The 22,111-nt window shown below is 44.6% G+C and carries 15 protein-coding genes and 1 pseudogene; 4 read left to right on the forward strand and 12 right to left on the reverse strand.

Annotation, left to right across the window (positions count from 1 at the left end):
• Positions 1-16 precede the first annotated feature (16 nt).
• The 4 genes from AC58QM_RS13245 to AC58QM_RS13260 all read left to right on the forward strand — a co-directional run bounded on the left by AC58QM_RS13245 (position 17) and on the right by AC58QM_RS13260 (position 2,314).
• Positions 17-349, forward strand: a complete 333-nt coding sequence (locus tag AC58QM_RS13245) for a PadR family transcriptional regulator (RefSeq protein WP_497284631.1) — start codon at positions 17-19, stop codon at positions 347-349.
• Positions 346-549, forward strand: coding sequence for a permease prefix domain 1-containing protein (locus AC58QM_RS13250; RefSeq protein WP_497284633.1), 204 nt, complete (start codon positions 346-348; stop codon positions 547-549). Before AC58QM_RS13245 ends, AC58QM_RS13250 begins: the two co-directional genes overlap by 4 nt.
• Positions 531-1,679, forward strand: a complete 1,149-nt coding sequence (locus AC58QM_RS13255) for an FtsW/RodA/SpoVE family cell cycle protein (RefSeq protein ID WP_497284634.1) — start codon at positions 531-533, stop codon at positions 1,677-1,679. Before AC58QM_RS13250 ends, AC58QM_RS13255 begins: the two co-directional genes overlap by 19 nt.
• A gap of 101 nt (positions 1,680-1,780) precedes the next feature.
• Positions 1,781-2,314 carry a hypothetical protein gene (locus AC58QM_RS13260; protein ID WP_497284636.1) on the forward strand — a complete coding sequence of 178 codons (534 nt, stop codon included), beginning with the start codon at positions 1,781-1,783 and terminating at the stop codon, positions 2,312-2,314.
• 61 nt (positions 2,315-2,375) lie between these two features.
• Here the strand turns inward: AC58QM_RS13260 and AC58QM_RS13265 are convergent, their stop codons facing one another.
• From AC58QM_RS13265 to AC58QM_RS13320, 12 genes and pseudogenes are all read right to left on the reverse strand, one after another.
• Positions 2,376-2,582, reverse strand: coding sequence for a hypothetical protein (locus AC58QM_RS13265; RefSeq protein WP_497284637.1), 207 nt, complete (start codon positions 2,580-2,582; stop codon positions 2,376-2,378).
• A gap of 296 nt (positions 2,583-2,878) precedes the next feature.
• Entirely contained in the window at positions 2,879-3,670 is a 792-nt protein-coding gene (locus AC58QM_RS13270; RefSeq protein WP_497284639.1) for a Nif3-like dinuclear metal center hexameric protein, read from the reverse strand.
• Between the two features lie 30 nt (positions 3,671-3,700).
• Complete coding sequence (locus AC58QM_RS13275; protein ID WP_497284641.1) at positions 3,701-4,219, reverse strand: DUF402 domain-containing protein; 519 nt, start codon at positions 4,217-4,219, stop codon at positions 3,701-3,703.
• 12 nt (positions 4,220-4,231) lie between these two features.
• Positions 4,232-4,774: a hypothetical protein gene (locus AC58QM_RS13280; RefSeq protein WP_497284643.1), complete on the reverse strand. Its 543-nt coding sequence runs from the start codon at positions 4,772-4,774 to the stop codon at positions 4,232-4,234.
• Positions 4,775-4,831: 57 nt separating this feature from the next.
• Positions 4,832-6,127: an ABC transporter substrate-binding protein gene (locus AC58QM_RS13285; RefSeq protein WP_497284644.1), complete on the reverse strand. Its 1,296-nt coding sequence runs from the start codon at positions 6,125-6,127 to the stop codon at positions 4,832-4,834.
• Between the two features lie 69 nt (positions 6,128-6,196).
• Positions 6,197-8,563 carry a bifunctional diguanylate cyclase/phosphodiesterase gene (locus tag AC58QM_RS13290; protein WP_497284646.1) on the reverse strand — a complete coding sequence of 789 codons (2,367 nt, stop codon included), beginning with the start codon at positions 8,561-8,563 and terminating at the stop codon, positions 6,197-6,199.
• A 260-nt stretch (positions 8,564-8,823) separates the two neighbouring features.
• On the reverse strand, positions 8,824-9,759 hold the full coding sequence (gene rbsK / locus AC58QM_RS13295; protein ID WP_497284647.1) for a ribokinase: 936 nt from the start codon (positions 9,757-9,759) through the stop codon (positions 8,824-8,826).
• A 32-nt stretch (positions 9,760-9,791) separates the two neighbouring features.
• Complete coding sequence (locus tag AC58QM_RS13300; RefSeq protein WP_497285293.1) at positions 9,792-10,406, reverse strand: vWA domain-containing protein; 615 nt, start codon at positions 10,404-10,406, stop codon at positions 9,792-9,794.
• Between the two features lie 129 nt (positions 10,407-10,535).
• Positions 10,536-11,048, reverse strand: a pseudogene (locus AC58QM_RS13305) (TerD family protein); the annotation flags it as partial.
• Positions 11,049-11,226: 178 nt separating this feature from the next.
• Positions 11,227-13,539, reverse strand: coding sequence for a helix-turn-helix domain-containing protein (locus AC58QM_RS13310; protein WP_497284649.1), 2,313 nt, complete (start codon positions 13,537-13,539; stop codon positions 11,227-11,229).
• 74 nt (positions 13,540-13,613) lie between these two features.
• Entirely contained in the window at positions 13,614-16,343 is a 2,730-nt protein-coding gene (locus tag AC58QM_RS13315) for a hypothetical protein (RefSeq protein WP_497284651.1), read from the reverse strand.
• 78 nt (positions 16,344-16,421) lie between these two features.
• Positions 16,422-21,848, reverse strand: a complete 5,427-nt coding sequence (locus tag AC58QM_RS13320) for an S-layer homology domain-containing protein (protein ID WP_497284653.1) — start codon at positions 21,846-21,848, stop codon at positions 16,422-16,424.
• Positions 21,849-22,111: the final 263 nt, after the last annotated feature.

Below are 22,111 nucleotides of genomic sequence, written 5' to 3' on the forward strand. Positions count from 1 at the left end.
GTGAAAGGAGTCTTCCATGAAAATTAGTAAAGAGCTCATGAAAGGAAGCACCGTTATCCTGATCCTGACCCTTTTGGATCGCAAGGATATGTATGGCTATGAGATGACCAAAGAAATGGAAAAACACTCCGATGGCGTATTCACATTGAAGGAAGGTACGCTCTATCCCATTCTCCACACGCTCGAGTCGGAAAGCTTTGTTGAAGCCTATTGGGATGAGAAAGACGGACGCAAACGGAAGTATTATCGCCTAACAAAGCAAGGGAAGGGCGAGCTTACGGCAAAGAAACAAGAATGGTTCCTTTTTCGCAATACTGTTGATCGGGTACTTGGGGAGGGCGGTGTATGAGCAGCTTTCGTTATCATGAGGAGATCGCTTTGTTTTTGAAACAAGTTTGTCGCGAAATTAAAGCAAGAGAGGTCCATCCGGAAGTTCGTCTGGAGCTGGAGAGTCATTTGCAGGAGTTAATTGAGGAGAAACTACGTAATGGAATCGATTTAGATACGGCCGTTAGAGAAGCTATTTCCAAATGGGGACACCTGATGTGATCGGGCAGCAGTTTCATCTTGCCCATCGGCCTCGTTTTAATTGGGGCTTGCTTGCTGTCGTTGTGCTTTTTATAACGATCGGGTTAGTTGCCATATTTTCTGCTCAAACTGCGCTAGTCAGTCGTCTAGGTTTCACTTCTATCGGACTCAAACAAATCGTATATCTGTGCGCTGGTTCATGCTTAATGTTGATCATTGGCTTTAGTAATTATAGGAAGTTTGCCAAATTCTCATGGGGACTCTATCTGGTTACGATTGCGTTGCTCATCTATGTCTATCTATTCGGGAATCAGGTGAATGGAGCTAGAGGTTATGTCAATTGGTACCCTTTCCAAATGAATATTCCAGCGCTCACCCCCTATCTGCTGCTCATTGCGCTAGCTGGTATTTGGAGTGCGCCACAAAGAGTCGTCGCCAACGAATCCTCCATGAACGTATTTATGCGTAAAAGTTGGACCCATGTAGGAACTGTTTGGCTGGCAGTTTTGCTTATTTTGCGTATACACGCTATAGATCAATTCGTTCTTTTCTTTATAGGATGTTTGACTTTGTTACTCGTTTTGAAAATGAAACGCACCCTACTCTTTGCGCATTGTAGTCTATTTGCAGTTGCCTTTGGCTGGTTCTTGCTTAGTCAGTCCTATCAACTAAAACGCATTTTTGCTTTTATACATCCAACTGAAGATCGGCGAGGCATGAATTTTCTGCTAACTCAGTCCAAAATAGCGATGCAATCCGCTGGTTGGTCGGGACATGGGTTTGGATCTTCCCTTAACGCTTTGCCTGATCTTCAAGCCGAAATGATGTTTCCTTTTCTCATCTACTGTTTTGGCTGGGGAGCCGGGATCGCAATAGTGATTATGGTCACTTTGTTCGTCCAGCAAATGGTTGGCGTCTCTCGGAAGGCGAGAGATCCCTATGGCAAAGCTTTGGTATCCGGGTTATCGACCTTGTTTGTCATACAATATGTATGGAATATGCTCATGTGGATCGGTCTAGCTCCGTTTAGCTCCTTCCATCTTCCTTTTATTAGCTATAGCGGCTCGCTCGTGCTTTTTCAGTTTGTAGCCATCGGCCTCATGCTTAGTGTGTATCGACGGAAAGACCTCGGCACTTTGAAGGTTACATAGGCTTATCGACGACTTTTATAGCCACTCAGCCACTATCCCTTACCAATTTGTCCTACGGACATATACTTTAGGGAGAACCCAATAGGGAGGATCTGTGTGCAATGAAATCAGACCGTGTCACAATTATCATTGAAAAAGGGAAGCAACGCATTATTGCACAATCGCCAATTCATGGTATTCATAGGTTGGTTTTCGTGATCAACCATCAATTTACGAATGCGCCTAACACGACGCAGCTCGCTAGTGGTGCAGGTCGCAGCAGTGCAGCTGGCAGCAACGCCGCAATCAAGTCTCCACACAGTCAGCAACAACAAAGTGTTGGGGCAGGCGGCAAAGCGAAGAACCAATTAGGTAAAGTCGCTAAAGGCAATTTATCAGGCAGCAAAAGCCTCTACGATATCCGTCGTAAAGGCAAAGAAGTCATCGTTGTCATTAACGATCAAATTGTGAAGCTCCCGAAACATGCAGCGAATGCATCGGCTACCCAAGTGGCCAGCGGCGCTGGAAAATATAGCACCAGCGGGACTAACTCCGCCATCGATAGCCCTGGAACGAAGCAGCAGGATGCCGTCGGCGGGAGTGGCAAAGCTTCAAACACAATGGCTAGCAAGCGTAGGCGTAGGATGAAGAAGTAGCAGCTCATATGCGAAATAGAAAAAGCCATCCTTTAGAGGGTGGCTTTTCTACTGCTTAAGATCATCCTAATTGCAAAAAGTAGTCATAATAAAAACCTTGGATGAGCAGCACAACATCGCCAAATATGCCCACAGTAAAAAACATGAAATAATAAGTTGCTTTGGATACTTCTTTGTTAAATAACTCCTTAAACGCTTGAATGACCAATCTTTCGAATTTAAACCAATTTAGTATCCAACCAACGATTAGAAAAGTGATAATTGTCATGCGTCAAGACTCCTCTGCTATGTCACACTAAATGGATTATATGCAGTTATTTTTGCCGATTTCCTCTGACCAGAAGAAATAGCTGGATTTCCTGTAGTTAATTTCCCCCATAAGCCCAGATATCACTACTTTTGAATAAATTAGCTGTACATTTTCCATCTATTACCTCGATACCTTCGATTCCGGCAAAATTAACTGTAGGTTATCCATCTATCATTCGGCCGCGGCGATCAGCTTGATTTTCAGTAAAAAGCAGTCTACGACACCAAAGTGCCTAGACTGCTTCTATTTTGTCATCAAATCCGTTGTACAGCGAGCGTGCTCTCTATGAAGGCCACTTGCAGCTCTGGGAACGCATGGCGTACCCTCTCCACGACAGTCCGCATGCCTGCTTCTTCACTCTTCTGATGACCCGTTACGATTAGCGCCTTCGCAAACCCCATATCCGCAGCATCCCGTACATACTCGTTCGTCTCCCACTCATTCGTCTCGCCAACGATCAAGAGGTCAATCTCTTTCGTACCGAGAAACTTGATATGAGCACGACCGCCAGATGCGCCAGGCAATAGACCGAATTGCTTCACCGGAAGATCCGGATCTCCGGCAACAAGCATACTTTCTATGCCTAGTTTATTTTTCAAATGCGTGGCGATGGTGCGCACGGTATGTTGTTCGCTAGAAGGCGGTGTTAGTAGGTTCATCTGCTCCGGATTTGCGTAAGCTTCCCAATCGAGCTGTTTCAACATGCCTACCAGAATACCATCAGGTTTGTAGCTATGTACGTAATCGTGCAAACGAAAAATGGCAATACCCGATTCCTCGATGAGTGCACGCTTCTTTTCATAAACAGGATATCCGCTAAGCCATTCGACTTCATCCATGTGATTGTAATACGTGGGTTCGTGGGTGATGATGAGATCAACGCCTGATTCAACAGCTTGCTTAATTACACCATAGGTTGTCATAAAAACGACAGCCACCTTGCGAACTTCTGCATCTACGCGTCCGCTCTTCAGTGTATCCACCGTCTTGTTCAGCTGTCCGACGGGCTCAATAAGGCAATCTAGCACCATTTGTACAGTAATCATGATAAAAGAAACCTCCCCTAAGTTTCGTAATCATTGCCCATATTTACTAGGTATACAAGTGATAAACTTCTCGAGATAACCATCGAACGGGAACGCCTTGTTGGCAACTTTTTCTTTCAAAGCAGCCATTGCTTGCTCAGCTTGGTGGTCCAGATCCTCTGGATACCCAAATTTAATCGTATGGGCAGCAAACTCTTCCTCATCAACGACTTGCCAAACACCTTTTCTCTTCACATAATCTAAATCCAAATCCACAAAAGAAACAGTGGTTCCCTTCATCACGGCAGGCTGATTAATATTGCAATAAAATTCATTCAACACACCATCAACAACATCCGCACTAACCGTGTACCAAGAATCAAAAGAGAAAAATTCAATCGTCCAATTCTCAACCGTAAATACCTTTTGCTTCGTAAAATGATGAAGCTGCCTTCCGTACTCACCTAAAACAACGATATGTGAGTCCGTCTTTTCTAATAAGGTGGTGCGCCATTCGTAGTGCAGGAGATTGCCGTATTTTAAAGCTTGAATCGTAATTTGATTATCCATGGTATCGTCCTTCTATACCTTCTGAATGTTCAAAAGAGACCTGAGTTCATCCATGATCTCATCAGGGAGCGGCTCATTCATCAGGTTGTTTAGAATATCTTGATCGGCTCCCGCTTCCTTCAAATAAGCAAGCAATAGGGCTGCCTTTACCGTCCTATTCATTAAAGCATACGCGATATACCAGACTTCAGGACTGCCAACTTGAATGCCGTTCCATGTAGCACAAGGGGTGGATGGCAGTCTACATAAGCCCTTATCCGTATGGATGGCTAGACCACTAATGATTTCTACCTCAGGAGTATCGCTAAGAACCACTAACTTATATTGCGTAGCAAAGGGATAGTCCCCGCTCATTTTTTCCTCGATATGATCGTACTGTAAAGCCTGTAACACCTGATCTTTCGGAGCTTCAACCATGACGTCCCAGTCGCCAACCGCATCGATTAGACCCAAGCTAAGCAGCAACCCGCTTCCACCCAAGGAGTAACGAATACCAGCTTGATCCAGCTTTTGAGTTACAGCAGCTAAGCTTCTCATTTCTACCTTCACGCTCATCCTGTTATCCTCCTTTACGACTCCATTCTATCATGATATACCAGCGTTATCCCTCACCTATTTCAATTCCCCCATGGTCCTCTTCTGTTCCTTCCAAAAAGCATCCCACTTGCCTAATGTCTCTTGAATGGACGTCTTCCCCATCAACAGCGCTTGGCTATTATCCGTAGCTATCTTATCCCAGTTGCTGTTCCCCGGATATTGAAAGGGCGGTTTATAGAGCAGGTACTTGTCTGGTTGAAGCGTCATGTCGAGTAAGGTTTTATAAGGACCTGTTTGGAAAAAGGAATCCGATGCCACAGAAGTGTGAGTCGGAATCACGCCATATTTTTTAGATAATTCGGTGTTCTGTTTAGCACCTGCAAGAAAAGCAATCAGCTTCCATGCTTCTGCTTTATTCTTGGAATAAGAAGCAATTCCCCATCCAGCTCCGCCCACGCTCACAAGTGCGTTACCCGTTGGCCCTGTTGGCATAGGTGCTGTTGACCACATGTCTGGCTGCATGTTGTCCTGTATGGTTTGAATGACATCCGGATCCTGCAGCAATATCCCTGTCATGCCCGAGGTGAACGCATCTACTTGCTCTTGGAAGCCCCAGTATATGGAATCCGGCGGCGATGCTTCCTTATACAGCTTCACATACACTTCCATCGCTTTCACCGCTTCAGGTGAAGCATATATCGTAGAGCCATCATTCAGAAAGGGACCGTCCTCCAAATTAACGCGATCCCCATTATAGGCCAGAATCATGGAATCCAAAGTAGAAACGGAGCCTTTGGCTCCACGAAATGAGAAACCATACCGATTTCGGGCTGGGTCTGTCAATTTTTTGCTTATTTGATACATCTCTTCCCAAGTAGAAGGTGGTTTAAGGCCTGCCGCTTCAAACCAATCCTTCCTGTAAAAAATTTGCCGCTGATACAAACCGTTCGCAATAAAGTAATTTTTGCGGCCGACAACAGAGATCGATTTGGCTGCTTTAGATAACGTATTTTGTTCGTCCCACGTGGCCATGTAGGTGTTTAATGCGTCAATATAGCCCTGACTCGCCAGATCAGCGACATTAATATCACGAACTTCAAGAACGTCGAGCTCCTGCTTAACACTCAGCATCGTTCGGATCGTAATATCCGCCTGCCCAAATGGAGGTGAAATGAGTTCCACATGGATATTAGGGTTATGGCTCTCGAATTGAGCAATCAAACCTTTCAGAATACGGGTCCGATTCGGATTCGTTAAGCTTTCGATCATTCGCAGGGTCACTTTATTCTCGGTTGATGGCGCTGAAGCTTGCGTTTGATGTTCCTGACTAGAACAGCCTATTAAAAAGGTAACAAGTAGTAGCCAACTCATGCATACGAACCACACCTTCCTCTTACGTTGCCTCATCCTCATCATGGTTTCCCCCTTGTGCTCAAATGGTTAGCCATTCTGTAAAAGTTTCTCTGTTGTGTCATACACCCTTCTCTCTGCTAGCAGCTCTCCGCATTCATGGGTCGGAATGGGACGACTGTAGATATAACCCTGAATCTCATCGCAATTGCATGCTTGTAATAAGGCCACTTGCTCCATGGTCTCTACCCCTTCAGCAGTCACTCGCAAATTCAGGCTATGTGCCATGATGATGATGGCTCCAACAATGGCACGTTCTTTGGAGTTGATCACAATATCATCGAGAAATGATTTATCAATCTTTAATCGTTGTATCGGAAAATTCTTCAAATAATTTAAGGAAGAATAACCTGTGCCGAAGTCATCAATTGAAATTTTCACTCCTAAGGCATACAAGCCTTGTAAGGTTAAAATCACCTTATCCACATCTTGCATGGCAATGGATTCCGTAATTTCCAATTCTAAATATTGCGGTTCCAATCCTGTTTCCTGCAAAATGTGAGCTACGGTTTGAATGATCTCCGAATTTTGGAACTGATGAATCGATAAGTTGACAGCTACGTGTACCTTGGGGAGCCCGGCATCCTGCCAAGCTTTATTTTGCTTACATGCTGTGTATAGAATCCATTTACCGATTGGAACGATGAGTCGAGAGTACTCAGCAATCGGAATAAACTCCGACGGCGGTATGAAACCATGCTTAGGATGGTTCCATCTCGTTAACGTTTCAACCCCAACAATGGTGCCGGAACTCAGTTCGATTTGAGGCTGATAATAGAGAAGCAACTCATCACGCTCTATCGCATGACGCAAGTCTCTCTCTAGAGACAGCTTTTCATATGTATTTTTTTCCATCGTCGTGTTATAGAACTTATAATTATTTCTACCGCTTTCCTTCGCACTGTACATCGCAGTATCTGCGTACTTGGTTAAACACTGGATGTCGTTGCCATCCTGCGGATACCTACTCACACCTATACTAACAGATACATGAAGTTCTTTCTCTTCGTAGTATACTGGTTTTTGAATCTCCGTGGTGATCTGGTGAATAATGGTCAATATCGCATCGTGGTCGCCTGCGTTCGGCAGAAGAACTAGAAATTCATCCCCACCAAAACGAGCTACCGTACAACTTTTATCCAGAACGCCTTCTAGTCTGCGCGCTGTTTCGATGAGCATCCGATCGCCAGCCTCATGGCCGAAAGTATCGTTAATAATTTTAAAGCGATCCAAATCCAGAAAAAGCACCGTAAACTCCTGCCTATTTTGCTGGGCTAACTGAATCTCCTTTTCAATAACCTCCATAAACAATTTACGGTTTGCTAAATCGGTCAAATGATCATGGTAAGCCATATATCGAATTTTGGTCGCATTCCGCCGTCTCTGTAAATAGTAATTGAACAAGTAGGTTAGGACAGCAATTCCGATCATACTAATCAGCATACTTTTGCCAATGGCATTCGCATCCTTAAACAATTCCGATGTTGGGATTACGGCCTGTACAATCCAATCACTGGCCGCTATTTTCTCCGCTACAACCAACTGCATTTCCCCGTCAACCTTAATCGTCATACTATCAGAGGGGTGTCCTGCATGAATCGGATTCGTATGAAATACGTTGGGGATGCGATAAAAGTCTCCTTCAAGTTCCGAATGCGTCCTCGTCAACAATTGATTAGCAGGATTCAATATGACCATTTCTCCATTTTGTATATCACCAAACGAACGCTTTAAAACCTCGGAACTAATCTCGATGAGAAGCACATACTTCATACCTGAACTCAACTTAATGAGCCGATTGATGGCAAAGGAAGGTTGTCCTATATTGGAATAGCCATATCTTTTGGTTGCCAGCCAGCCGATTTCCCCATTCGCAATTACCGCTCTCTGAAACCATTCCTCTTTACTATAATCGATGATTTCGGTATGCAAGGTATCCGTTGTAATCTCTTTGAGCTTCGGGTCCACCGGAATCAGGTGTATATTCGTGATATCACTTTTACTAAAAAAGCGAATAGCTAAGCTCTCCACGATTTTATTTCGAGCCACGAATTTCTCGTTCTGATTCGTTGTCGCACTTCCGTACACGTGGAGCTGATTCAACATTTCTTCATCGGTCAAAATGTTAAAGGTTATATCTTCGTAATTGCGAAAAATGATATTTAACGTGTCTCTTGATTGCACGACAGTTTGCTTCGTCGCCGATGTCACCTTGTCTATGACGATCTGTTGGGAATGCGAGTAAGAAAAATAGCTGAACGCGACAAAGAGAATAACCGTGCCGCCTACCGCCCACACAAACAGCTTAAGGCCCACTGCCTGCACGTTGGGGTCTTTACGAAATAAGTTAACATAGCGTCTCCATTGCTTAGCGAGCTTGAATACAATCGGTATCAAAAGGATAGTCAACTCCTGTCTGCTCTACAAATACTGGACTTCGTAACGATCCACTTATTAACATCACATCTGTTGAGTACATAATATACCAAAATTGTTTAGTATCTACATAGAAAAACATTAATAATGTATTAGCAATTCGACATCAATATCCTTTTTTCAACAAAAATCGAGTTTGTTTACATGAAAAAAGGCTACCCCACACATAGGGTAACCCTCCAAGCGCTATGGTCCACTTCCATCACCTATCACACGATAACCTAGCCAAGCTTATTTAACCTGCCCTCGAACGATTCCACTTCTTGTCGCGTCGGCAGTGAGGTTTGAGCGCCAAAGCGAGATACCGTTATGGCACCTACTTTTGCTGCAAATGCGATTGCTTGCTCCATGGTGTATCCTTCGCCATGCCACACCGCCAAAGCTGCATTAAAGGAGTCACCCGCAGCTGTAGTATCCATCACGTTCACTCGATAAGCAGGGTAGGATCCTGCTACGCCATTTAGGTGATAAGACACTCCTTTTTCCCCTTGGGTAATGATAACGTCAGTCTTCGTTAAGCTTCGCAGCTCGTTCATAACGTCCGAATGCTCAGTAACCACTGCTTGTCCAGATGTCAGAATAGCTGCTTCTGTCTCATTGGGTGTTACCAAGTCAACGAAAGGCCATATCTCATCCGGCAACACCGCAGCTGGTGCAGGGTTCAAGATCACTTTTACACCGTAGCTTTTGGCAAGTTGAACCGCACGCAGAACTGTTTCTTGGGGAATCTCGAGTTGTACGAGCAAAATATCCGCGCCAACAAATACTTCTTTGGCACGCTCCACCTGCTCTGGCGTCACACTGGCATTCGCGCCTGGGACAATCGTAATGCGGTTTTCTCCATCCTGTACTTGAATCAACGCAACACCCGTCGTTTGCTGAGGATCCGTATGAACGTAAGAGGTGCCTATGCCTTCATTGGCTAATTGCTCCAGCATCTGCTTGCCGAACGGATCGCCGCCCACGCAGCCAACCATCTCAACATGTGCCCCCAGTCTAGCTGCTGCAACTGCTTGGTTCGCGCCTTTTCCACCTGGGATCATGACGAATTCTTGCCCTGTCACGGTCTCCCCAGCAACTGGAATATGTTCGGACTTCACAACGAGATCCATATTAATACTGCCAACAACGACGATTTTTGCTTGCTTTGTTTGCATGTTACACCCTCCTTTTTTTAAAAAGCACACATTTAATTTCGAATAACTCTTAGATCTGTTGCTGCTTTCAGCCATAGGGGAAACTCATTTAACAATTGATTATATAACTCTTCATCGGATATCGAAGCAATATCCTTGATATGAATAAAATTAGCGTTGTCCACGATCCGACCTTCCATCGTATCCAGTTGCTTCAAAACCTCGAAATCCGACTCCCCAATGCCAACGAACTGCCAAAACAACGGTTTGAGTGAGGATTCAACGATTACTTTCTTTATCGATTTTACAACGCCGCCATCATTAATAAAAATAACAAAAGCCGGAAGATTTGACTCTTCTTCCTCTGTATATTTACGGATAACATCTTTCATAACTGGCGGCTCGTTATTTCTACCAAACTTATGTATATCCCTATTATTGATAATATTTTTAACGACATATTGCTCAAAATCTCTCTCTGTTGCTGGCGTCAATCGACTGAATTCATTATCATATATCCAAACGTCCAATGTCGCGTTATCATCAAATTGACAGGCAACTGCCAATATTCGTTCAACCACCTCTTGAACGGTTCCGTTCTTATATAAAAGCTGCATAGATCCAGAGATGTCGAGTACTAAGCCAACCCTTGCCGCTACGTTCACCATTTTTTTCTTCTCTAAAGTGATTTGAACGATCTTCTTACGTAGATCAATCGATGAAAGATTAGGTTGCTTAACCACTTCAACGGGTTCCTGCTCAATCTCTGGTTCAATGACTAAACCAAAGTTCGTACATAATGATGCTAATCCGCCAAAAAAGCCACTGCCAATCGTATTAAACTTCCATTCCCCATTGTGCCTGTATAGCTCCCCTACAACTATCGCCGTTTCTTTTGACAAATCCGCTCCATATTCATATCGAAAAAGCTCCTCGCCACGATCAGCATCGATTAGCTTTACATACATATTAGATACATCTTGCATGTAATATCCATGCTTTTCACCTTCATGAATCGTTAACGAGAAAGCAATTCTCGCTGTACTTTCTGGAATCTTCGACAGACATAAGGAGATGGCTTCTTTATCTTGTCCACTAGCTTGACCATGCGTCACTCCGCCATTTAACGCGGCAGGATTGCCATAAAAGATAAAGTCTTCGTCTTTTTCGCACCGATTATTTCCCGATAACACAAAACAGGAAGCATCGATGCTCAATTTGTCGTCTGCCGACCAACCGAATTGCACCCTAAGGTTTGATAACGCTCTCCCCTTTGTTACATCCACCTTTTGTCCTTTTGTCAGAAGCATACATGTATCTCCTTAGCACTTAAAAATAGTAGTCTCTACTTTTCAACAGTACCATACAATATTGAACTATCAAGTAAAGTTTAGTGAGATGATAGACGGGATCAGAAAAATAAAAAAATGCCCATCCCCCAACCGGGGATGGACGCATACGTAAACTCAACGCTCCTGCTGATGGCCGTTAAACAATTTGCGACGCTGCTCGCTTCAACATGATCTCTCGATACTCGGTTGGTGTTAAACCCGTGTATTTTTTGAACGTACGCAGGAAGCTCCTCGTATTCGCATAACCTACTGCATCTGATACATCATTCACTTTAATCGACTTATCTTTCAACAACTCCATGGCAGCCTTAATGCGAATTTCAATCATATAATCGATAAAATTGCTCTCCGTATGATCCTTAAACAATCTACTGATGTAAGGAGGAGTCAGATGAAACATGCTAGCCAGTCGTTCCAAAGATAGATCATGCTCTTGATAATGCGTACGAATGTAATCCAGCATTCGATCAATCGTCTCATTCTTCCCACGTTGGCTGCGCTTTTCTTCTATTTGTGAGGCCAAGCCCTCGAGAATATCCCCGACCAGCTGTTCCGCTTCCTTCCAGTTTTCACACTTTGCAATACGCTCATAAATGCTGCTTAAGGGCCCCATCGATATTTCCGGTTCAATCCCAATCGCACTTACGGTTTGCAATGACTTCATCATGAGATCGTAACACAGCTGCCTAATTAGCTCCGGTGGAAGATTACTTTCGACGGCTGCACGGAAGGTATCTGACAAGTAAGCAAGCATCTTACCTCGATCGGTCTGCCTTAAAGCTTCCATGACGGGCTCAGACATTCGGCTGAGCTTGTAATAATCCTGTCGGTCTGGTGGCTGTAAATCGTCTACAGAGATTACCGAGTGCTTACCGAAAATCATTTTATAAAGCAGTGCCTTTTGTGATTCATCGAACGAACGTGGTATCTCCTGCATATCCATACGGCATGTGCCTACACCGACTGTCACTGACAAACCGAATTGTTTTTTCATAATATCGAGAATTAATTCAAGAATGACCAATGTCCGTAAATGGTTTTGCTCTGGGTCACCTTCAGCAAAGCTTAGCAAGACGGCTGCCCTGCCGCCTCCTAAGTCAATAGCTGCTCCCGCATGTTCTGATCGAATCAGCTCTTCCGTAACATTACAGAACATATAGGTGTACAAGGCTTCGTCACGCGGTGACAGCTGTTCGCCATCTTTGCTAATTTCTGCCGTGCACACAAGGAAGCGCTCTGGATACATACGTATCCCCTGAAACTCCAAATGGTGATACACCGCGTGGAAATCAGAACGACTGCCATTCAATAGCTCCATCATGATCTTCCATTTGAGCATGGGCTTCGAATCCCTCACATGCTGCTCCAAGTGCTCACGGTCTGTTAGGATTTCATCGAAAATATGCTCTAAGTTGCTAAGTCCAATGCTCTCCGTCCCCTGCCCTCTTCCCTTCTTCATACCCGACATCTTACCTGCTAATCGGTCTAACGGCTTAAAGGTCCAGCGATTTACATAGAATAAGGCAGATAACGCGAGGCTGAACATGATAACGGCAAAAATGAGCAGCAGATTGCGTGTAACTTTAAGGGGTTCAAATACCGTCGTTTCCGGCATAATGCTGACAACTTTCCATCCCGTATATGCACTTGTCCGATAAAAAACAGACTGCTTCACGCCATCCAATTTCACGTTAAACGAACCGCTATCCGAATCTGTTAGTATCGTAGTTATATAGGGTAACGACTTCATATTGCGGTAAAGCTGAGTTTTATCGTCATGCGTAACGACGTTCCCTTCTGCATCCAGAATGAAAAAATGACCAGGATGACCATCCTCATAGATCGTCTTAATCATTTGGAACAATTCATCCTCTTGAATACTAATGGCCATGAGACCCTTCCTAAAGCCAGGACTGCTAAGGGCAGGAAAACTGCGGACCAAGGTAATGACATCCTCTGTTTTTTGACCATCCCATACTCTCTGCGTCGACAACCACTTGAAATATTCCGGCATATCCAAATACTGAGCTAACCAATTAAACTCTGTCGAGGCTTGTTTTAAAAATGTTTCTTCGGTCATTAAGTCTCCGCTGACATGTGAATAAGCAAAAACAGAGGAATAATTCGGATTATTCGCGATAAAATCCCTCAGTCTTGTAGTCAGTGTGTAATGGATACTGTATCTTTGTGCATCATCACTATAGCTATTATTCATAAAATAAATAAACTCCAACCCTTCCGCCATGGAGAGCAAATCCTTTTCCGTCTGGCGGAAAGCACCTTCGATCTTGGAGTCAACTTGTTTCAAGAGTGCAAGATTGGTATCTTTTAAATCCTTCTGCAGCTTACCCACTGTCCCCGTATAGGACAGCCAGAACGTTAGGCTGATTATAAAAAGGAAAACGATGCCATAAATCACCATAGCCTTCGCAGAAATACTGTTTCTCATGGTAGGCCTCCATTCGGTCGTGCACTTGTTCTTATTGTATCATTAACACGACCTTCAGGAGGAATAATCATCCATTAATTAATGGAATTAACAGTTACGTTCGCCAGAGAGTAGATAAACAAAGGTGCTCCTGTGAGAGGTACACTTACAACTCCCGAAACTGCAGCGACATATTTATAACTTCCATCAATGCCAACAAACGTTACTCCTGGTTCAGTCGTCTCTATAGTGGCTGTTCGTGTAGTGGTACTTGTTGTTTGCCAACTGGCATCCCATAAAGATGTGATGTATCTATTCTTATTTTCATCCCAGAATTGATAGCCATAGTAAGGATTGGCAATGCCCGGTACCACTCCTACATAGTTTGCATCTTTTAAAACTCTAATCAGTGTGTAGTAACCGTAATAACTCTCCTTAGGCTTACCGTTCCAGTCGATTAACCCTAAATTATGCTCCAAGTTATTCGTCTCCGTGCCATCATCGGCAAAATCGTACCAGTGCATGGTACGAATGCCGTTTGCAATGGCATGCATATAAGCTCTAGCCAAATAATTACGTTGGGTCGCACGATCTACTTTTTTCAAGTAGCTTCCGCCTGTGTAAGTGCTCCACCCTAACTCCGTAATAACAATCGGTTTGTCTCCATCACCGTGGCTCGTCATCGTGTCTTTCAATTGCTTCAGCGTATCGAGAAGCTTCTCCGGAGTACCTTGATCAAGTCCAGGTACAGCTGGATATTCATATTTGACATAAGGATGGACATCCATGACGTCGAAATAGGTCTTCACTAAAGCACCGTTCTGCCCATCGGAATTATAGAAATCGTCCAGCCAATTCAAACCTTTGGTGGGATCTAAACGATCGAGACCCGCAAGTGCAGGCTCTACAAGTAAGCTCTTGCTGCTGATGGCTTTCAAGCTATCATGGTTTATCTTAAGTTGAGCTGCTACAGAAGCCGGATTTCGATTGGCAAGATCAGGTTCGTTGTAGGTCGAGAATGTATAGGCTCCTCCATTATTATCCGCCTCAACATAACTCGGTCCATGATAGAAGTAGTGGAAATTCAATCCACTTTTACCATATAGGGTTTTCATGGCATTACTGTGATCCCACCATCTGTTCTTATTCATACCTCCGAGATCTCTAAGCAAACGCAATTTTGTCATCAAAAAGAGATCTTCCGTCTCACCATGGTGCATATAGTTTCCTCCCCCATAGGGAGCATCATTAATGGCGAATATATCTCCAACGGTGTCACCTCCAAGCACAGATGGTGTTGTTACTTTCAACGTTTGCACATCGCGCCTTTCAACACCCGTCGTTTGGAAGGGGGTCACTGCTACATAATAAGTTGTCTCTGGCTTCAAAGCGAAATAGGGTAGAAATTTGCCTAATTGTTCAATGGACTTTGCTTCAGCTGTAAACTTAGGCTTTAATTCTAATGTACTTGTAAAAGGAGATGTCTCCACGTAGACACTATATTTGTTCACATTATTAACCACACTGTTGTAACTGGACCAATCCAGATACATCGTGCTGTAATTTTTGAGCTTAGCCGTGAACTCTACTTGATCCGGTGTTGCCTGCTTAGGAAGTGACACATCATAAAGCTTCCACCCCCAAATGGCGATTTCTCCCACCGTCAGGATTTCCGAATTATTTGCGTTATGCATAATGATTTTGACATATTTGGCAAACTGACCAGGAACGCCGTAGCTCGGTGTATTCACGAACACATTGGCCGTACGACTGCTTGTATTCGTAGTGTAACTGAGGGATGTGTAATTCACACCATCTGTGCTGACGAGCACTTCATACCCGTCCATGAACTTATTTCCGCCCGATGCCAAGGTCCATACGTCAATTTTCCCGATTTGATACACATCATTTAAGTTAAATACAACTGCACCGAATTTCCCTTTGGAGCCCCAGATCGAGTTAGTCGTTGATGCTGCATCCGATTCCGTGCTAGATCCGTCAATTAAATCCGGCTGTCCCCCTACCGTATCGTTCTTGGATCCATCGTTATCAAACTTGATTAAATCGCCATCTGTGATGAAGGGATTTTCGGTTAACCACGAGTAGGAAGCACCGGTTGCAATTTTCGGTTTGGTCGTATTGTAGGTACCGGAAGCTCTTAAATAGTTATTGCTGAGTATCGCCATAGGCTCAAGCGCATCTCCATAAACCGCCACTTCACCTAGCCTCATGACTTGCTTGTTCGGATTTTTATGCATAATAACTTTGATATATTGCGCATTGACTATAGGCTTAATGGCAAGTGAAACAGGAGCAAAACCCGTATCTTGCGCATTCGTGTTCTCCTGAACCCCGACTCGTTTGTAAGTTAAACCGTCATAGCTGGCGTATACCTCGAACTGATCCATACCACTCTGATTGTTCGTGTCCGCCCATACGGTAACTGAGGATACTTTCAATACGGACTTCAAATCATAGATGAGTGTTCCGTAAACCGCCGCTCCTACCACACTCCCCGTCGAATTGCTGGCATCATCATCTGGGCCGTTACCACCATCCGTCATATCTGGTGATGCTGATTCATCCGATGCAAGGAGACCTGGCTCCGTCGCATGTATCCCTTCGGACAGCCAAGTATAAGACGCACCTGTTGCAATTGCTGGCGTATCTGTAGGAAACAATTCACTTCCAACTGCGTTCCCACTTAGCAGCTTTTGGTTGACTGCCGCCTGTACGGTTTGACTAGCAGGGAACACTACGGAAACCGAGCCAAGAAGAAATACAAACGCACTTATCAGAGCACAACTCTTTTTCGTAATACGCATGGCAAAGCTCCTTTCTGGATGGTTAGATAGTGGGTCGGTATACCATCTGAGAACTTTGGTTACCGACCCTATTCAAATTCACATAAATAACAGGCCATAAATGATTTTTGCAGCTTGTGCACGTGTCGCATTCCTATCCGGTGCGAATCGATTCTCATCTAATCCGTTAATGATACCAGCCGCTTGCATCGACTTAACTGCTTCCTGAGCATAAGCGTCAATGTCTAGCTGATCATCGAAACGCACAGGATCGATCAATGTCTGAAGCTCAATCTCTGCTAACATAATTACTCTAGATGCCATAACCGCCATATCTTGTCTTGATATAGGTTGATTGGCACCAAACGACCCATCCTCATACCCTTGGATGATTCCCAACTTTTGAGCGCTTGCCACTGCTTTGTAGAACCAATCGTCTTTTTTCACGTCGCTGAAACTCGTTGCAGCATCCGCTTCTGTCAGATCGAAGGCATTCATCAGCATCTGAATAAACTGGGCTCTCGTAACCTGTTCATTCGGAGCAAACCGATCACTTTCGAGACCATTTACGATTTCTCTTGCTGCCAATGCTTCAATGCTGTTTTGCGCCCACACGGCATCCTGAAGATCCGCGAAAGTCACATGCGTATACAAGGCTATATATGAGCTAAGATGATTTGTTGTAAAAGAAACTCGACCTGTTGCGGCATCATATTTCCCATTCTTCACCACTTCAAGCGTCTGACCGTCTACGATGTGGTACACAATGATTTGATCGCCGTTCTCGTCTGGTGCGAGCGTATAGTCCATCGAGATCTGAACCGCATCTCTGCGGGAAAACGAATGAATGCTAATCCCATCTAGGATGACTTTAAAATCATATACAGCTTGGTTTCCTACACGGGAACCCGCTGCTCCAGTAAGAGCATCTGAACGAACCTCCTCCACGAAAATCTCCAAAACAGCTGAGTTCGACTTCACTTGGTCCGACAGTGCATCAGGTGTCAAAGCTATCGTCGCCAACCCTGTTCGGAATTGGATGTTTTCGATATGATTCTTTTGAGCTATGTCAAGAATCGATGCAGGGAGCTTAAGCTGAAATTTCTTGGCACCTGTCACTTTTGCAATATCGATGATAAGCGTTCGATCAGATGATAATGCTCCTTCTATCGCTTTCTCCAAGGAAGCCATAGGGACTTCAATTTCAACCGTTCCGTCTTGCTTCAGCACTGGGTTTGTGAAGCGGATCGTTCCAGCCTGAATCTCAGGAAGATCTGGTGCTGGCATCCATGCTCCCCCGCCTGAAGGCCCATTACTTTCACCTGAAGGTAACTGAACGGTTACTCGACTAGTCGCCGAATAGCTACCATCGACGGTCGTCACACGAACCGTTGCCGTTCCAGCTGAGACACCTGTCACCGTTGCTTGCAAGCCATACACCTCTTGCGATACGCTAACCACTGCTGGATCGCTGGTTGTAAACCGAACCTGTTTGTTGGTTGCATCGCTTGGAAGTACAGTTGCCTTCAGAACCATGGATTGCCCTCTGTTCAAAGTCACTGTCGGTTGGTCAAGCTTCACGCCAGTCACCTTAACTTCAGGTGCATGAATTTGGCTGAATATGAGATCCTCAAATAACTGCGTGTTCTTACTGGAACCAATACCGCTCATGTATTCAAGCCAACCTCGGCGGGTTGTTCCATCATTCTCATTGATGAGCATCGAAAAGCCAAAAATGTCTTTGTCCGTCACTGTACGACCTGGAGGCAGTAGCTCTGTCCAAGGAATCGCAAGCTCATAGGTAGTCGCGATGGCGCTTCGATAAACAGCTGACTGCACAGTCGTCATTTCCCCAATTGGCTTGCCGTTAGCCGCGAGCCATCTCCAAACCATCGGCCCTTGTTCGCCAAGTGCAATGCCGAACTCATTGTTGGCTGAGCTGCCGACTCCGCCTTCTCTTCCCGTATCAATGGCGAATTGGATGCTATCCCCTTGCCACAGATCACCGCCAGCTCCTACTTGATAATGCTTGTCATCTTGAACTTCCATGCCAAAGTATAGCTGATTCATATCCCACTTCAGGAAGCCCTTGCCGCTTAAATCAGCCTCACCGCCCCAGTTGACTATATTTTTAATTTGATCTGGTCTGTTTATGACGATGGGCATGCTATTACTCCAGCTTTCCTCAGATAGCTTGCCATCGATAATTGGCGCTGTCTGGTCGTTTACAGCTGCAATAAAATTAAACGGTCTTTCCACAATCTTCGTAAATCCACTATCCAAATCAATGGATAACTTCAATTTAGCTCTTGCTTGCTCCGGAAGAGCGGTAATCGGCATGGTGATCTTCGTAATTTCACCAGGCAATAAGTGATTGAACGTAATTGGGCTTCCTTGACCTAGGGCTAGATATACCGCCTCCGTAACTCGAACGGTACCGTTTAGCTCTTTGTCAGCAGTCGCATTCTCTACATAGATTGCCGCATTCCATTCATTCCATCTTCCAGGCGCTGCAACCTCAGGCACAACACGAACTTTGACGGTCTCAAGTACGTTGACCTTCAATTTCATGGCTGCAACGAGTGACGTACCCGAGATCACTTGAATCGTAACCTCATGGACCTTCTCTTCCGCGTTAAAAGGGATGGGGATAGCAACCGGAATCGCCGTTGTTCCTGCAGTAAAGCTTGTTTCACCTTCGAGTTTCCAATCACCGGATGGACCCATGAGTTGAATCTTTCCATTCAGTTCCGCTCCCAGGCCAGAACGTTGAATAACCGTATGGAGCGTATCGCCACGTCTTACATCCACTGAAGTGTTTTTTAATACAAAAGAATCATCAATCGAAGAGATTTCCAAGCCAGTGCTCGAATATATGAAAACAGGAGCACCACTAATGGTTAAACTGGCAATCCCATCATTAACCGGTAAGTAGGTGTAACTGCCATCAATACCTACAACAGTAAGGCTGGTATCCTTCGTTTTGAAAGTGGCTGTTTTGGTCGATTCATCAGCAGCCCACAACGATGTAATGTACTGATTTTTCCCTTCATGCCAATATTCATATCCATAATACGGATGATCAACATTCGCTTTGCGGCCAATAAACTTGGCGTCTTTCAACACTTTTGCCATCGTGTAGTAAGCATAATAGCTTGGCTTCGGAACGCCATACCAATCGATCATGCCCAGATTATGTTCCAGATTCGTCGGATCAACTCCGTCATCTTGGAAATCGTACCAATGCATTCGCTTAATACCGCCAGCAATGGCATGCATATAGGCTCTAGCTAAGTAATTACGTTGCGTTATCTTATCTACAGGTCGAAGATATCCGCTTCCTGTATAGGTGCTCCATCCAAGTTCACTGAATATGACAGGCTTAGACTGATCGCCATATTTAGCTTTCAGTGCATTGATTTCATTGATTTTCCCGATTAACATTTCAGGGGCACCTGGAATGAGACCTGGTAGACTACCTTCATGATTTTTTACATAAGGATGCACATCAAGAACATCAAAGTACGTTTTTACTACAGCGCCATTTTGACCATCAGATTTGTACAAATTCTCAAGCCAAGTCATACTTGCTGGCTCAGTCCCGCCTAAGGCAGGCTCAATAAGTAAATTTCGGTTGTCCACAGCTTTCAGGCTCTCGTGGTTTTGTTTAAACTGTAAGGCGAGCGCAGAGGGATTCGTCCCTTTCAGATCGGGCTCATTAACGGTAGAGAAGGTCCAGGTTCCTTGTTTATTTTCCATAGGTACATCTTGAGGTCCATGATAATACGTGTGGAATCCGATTCCGTATGTATTAGAAAATGCTTTAACCCAAGAATCATGGATCCACCACCGATTAAAATTAATCCCTTCAATATTGCGCATGAGCACAAGCTTACGGATGATATTCTCTTCCTCTTTGTCCCCGTGATGAACATAGTTTCCTCCACCGTAAGGTGTATCATTAATGGCGAAAATGTCCCCAATCTTCTCCCCGCCAAGAACACTAGGCGTCGTTATTTTAATTGTGCTGACATCCTTACGTTCACCCGAAGTTGTGCTCGTCGGCGTTATAGCTATGTAATAGGTCGTCTCTGGCTGTAAGGATGAAACGAGCAGGAATTTCCCCTTCTGTTCGGCGGACCCATTTTCGGCTGTTACCTGAGCGATTAGCCCATTTGTCGATGTAAAGTCATTCTTCTGGATATAGATACTGTATTTATTCACCTTATTGACCACCGAGTTGTAGGCAGACCAATCTAGATACAACGTGTTGTAATTTTTGATCGTCGTGGTGAGTTCAACTAGATCCGGCATGTCTTTCTTGATAAGCGTCGCATCATAAAGTCTCCACCCTTTAATCGCAATCTCACCAGCAATTAACCGATCGGAATCGTTCGCGTTATGCATGACGATTCTGACATACTTGGCGTGCTTGCCAGGGATGCCGTAGGAGGGCGTATTGAGCATCGCATCTGCGTATCGATTGTTCGGATTAGCCGTGTAACCGCTGGAGAAATAGTTGATGTTATCCAAGCTTAACAGCACCTCATAACCATCCATGAAGTTTGCGCTGCTCGCTTTGGACCAGACATCAATCGAACCGATCTGGTATACGTCATTTAATGCAAATGTGACGGTTCCGAATTGACCTTGCGAACCTACGGTCATGCTGGCTGTTGTATCCGCTGTCGACTCTATACTTGAGCCATCAATAAGATCAGGCAAGCCGCCTGCACTGCCGTCATTCTTCGCGCCAGCTTCATTATCCGTTGCAAGTAATCCTGCCTGTGTCACAAACGGTTGCTCCGTATGCCATTTATACGTCGCTTTCGTATCCAACTTCGGAGTCCCCGCCCCGTAGTAACCACCGGTCTTCAATTGATTATTGCTTAGAATCGCCGGCTCCTGAACAGCATCACCCCAAATGGCAATTTCTCCAATGCTCAACTTAAGTTTGGCTGGATCTTTATGAAGCACAACCTTTACATATCTTGCATAGGGTGCTGGTTTCATATCGCTGCTCACAGGCACAATGCCCGCATCATTGCCATATACACTATCCGTTACCGCAACACGATTGTAATTAGTGCCATCGAGACTTGCATAAATTTCTACCTGTTTCAATCCGCTTGCAGCTGAGAATTCTGACCACACCTGCAGGGAGGTTAGACGGGTTACAGTTTGCAAGTCAAAGACCACTGTTCCATAGGCTTCTCCTGATTGACTAGCCGAACTGACAACGCTTACAGAACCGTCCATCATTTTACGCGCAGCTAAAGGGTCTGAAGCCGCAAGATTGGATTCCGTTGCATAAAGCCCATCTTGCTGCCAAGTATAGGAGGCTCCTGTATCCACGACAGTTGTATTCGCAGGGAACAATTCACCTAGGCTATTACCGCTCAGCAACTTCGGTGAAACAGATTCAGCCGCTTGTGTAGTCGTAGGATTCATCGAGACAATGCCCAAACCTTGTATGAAAATGATCATAGCAAAAAGGATGGAACTTATTTTTTTTAGACGTTTCATCACGAACTCCCTTTCTCGAACGATTGGTCTGACCGTCATGTCATTGGATCTACCCGGTATATTAACCCATGTTTTCACACGTCCTCCCTTGGTCAATGATGATAATTGGATGCTGAAATTAACTTAGTCAAATACGGACCAAATCACAAGAGACACTTTTTATATGACGTGGCATTTCTTTCGATCCTGTTGAATCGACTATCATTTAGCAGATTGTTTATGTTCACCTTAAAAGATGTAACCTGAAGCATGATGATGTCACT

Source organism: Paenibacillus sp. J22P165 (genome assembly GCF_059692015.1).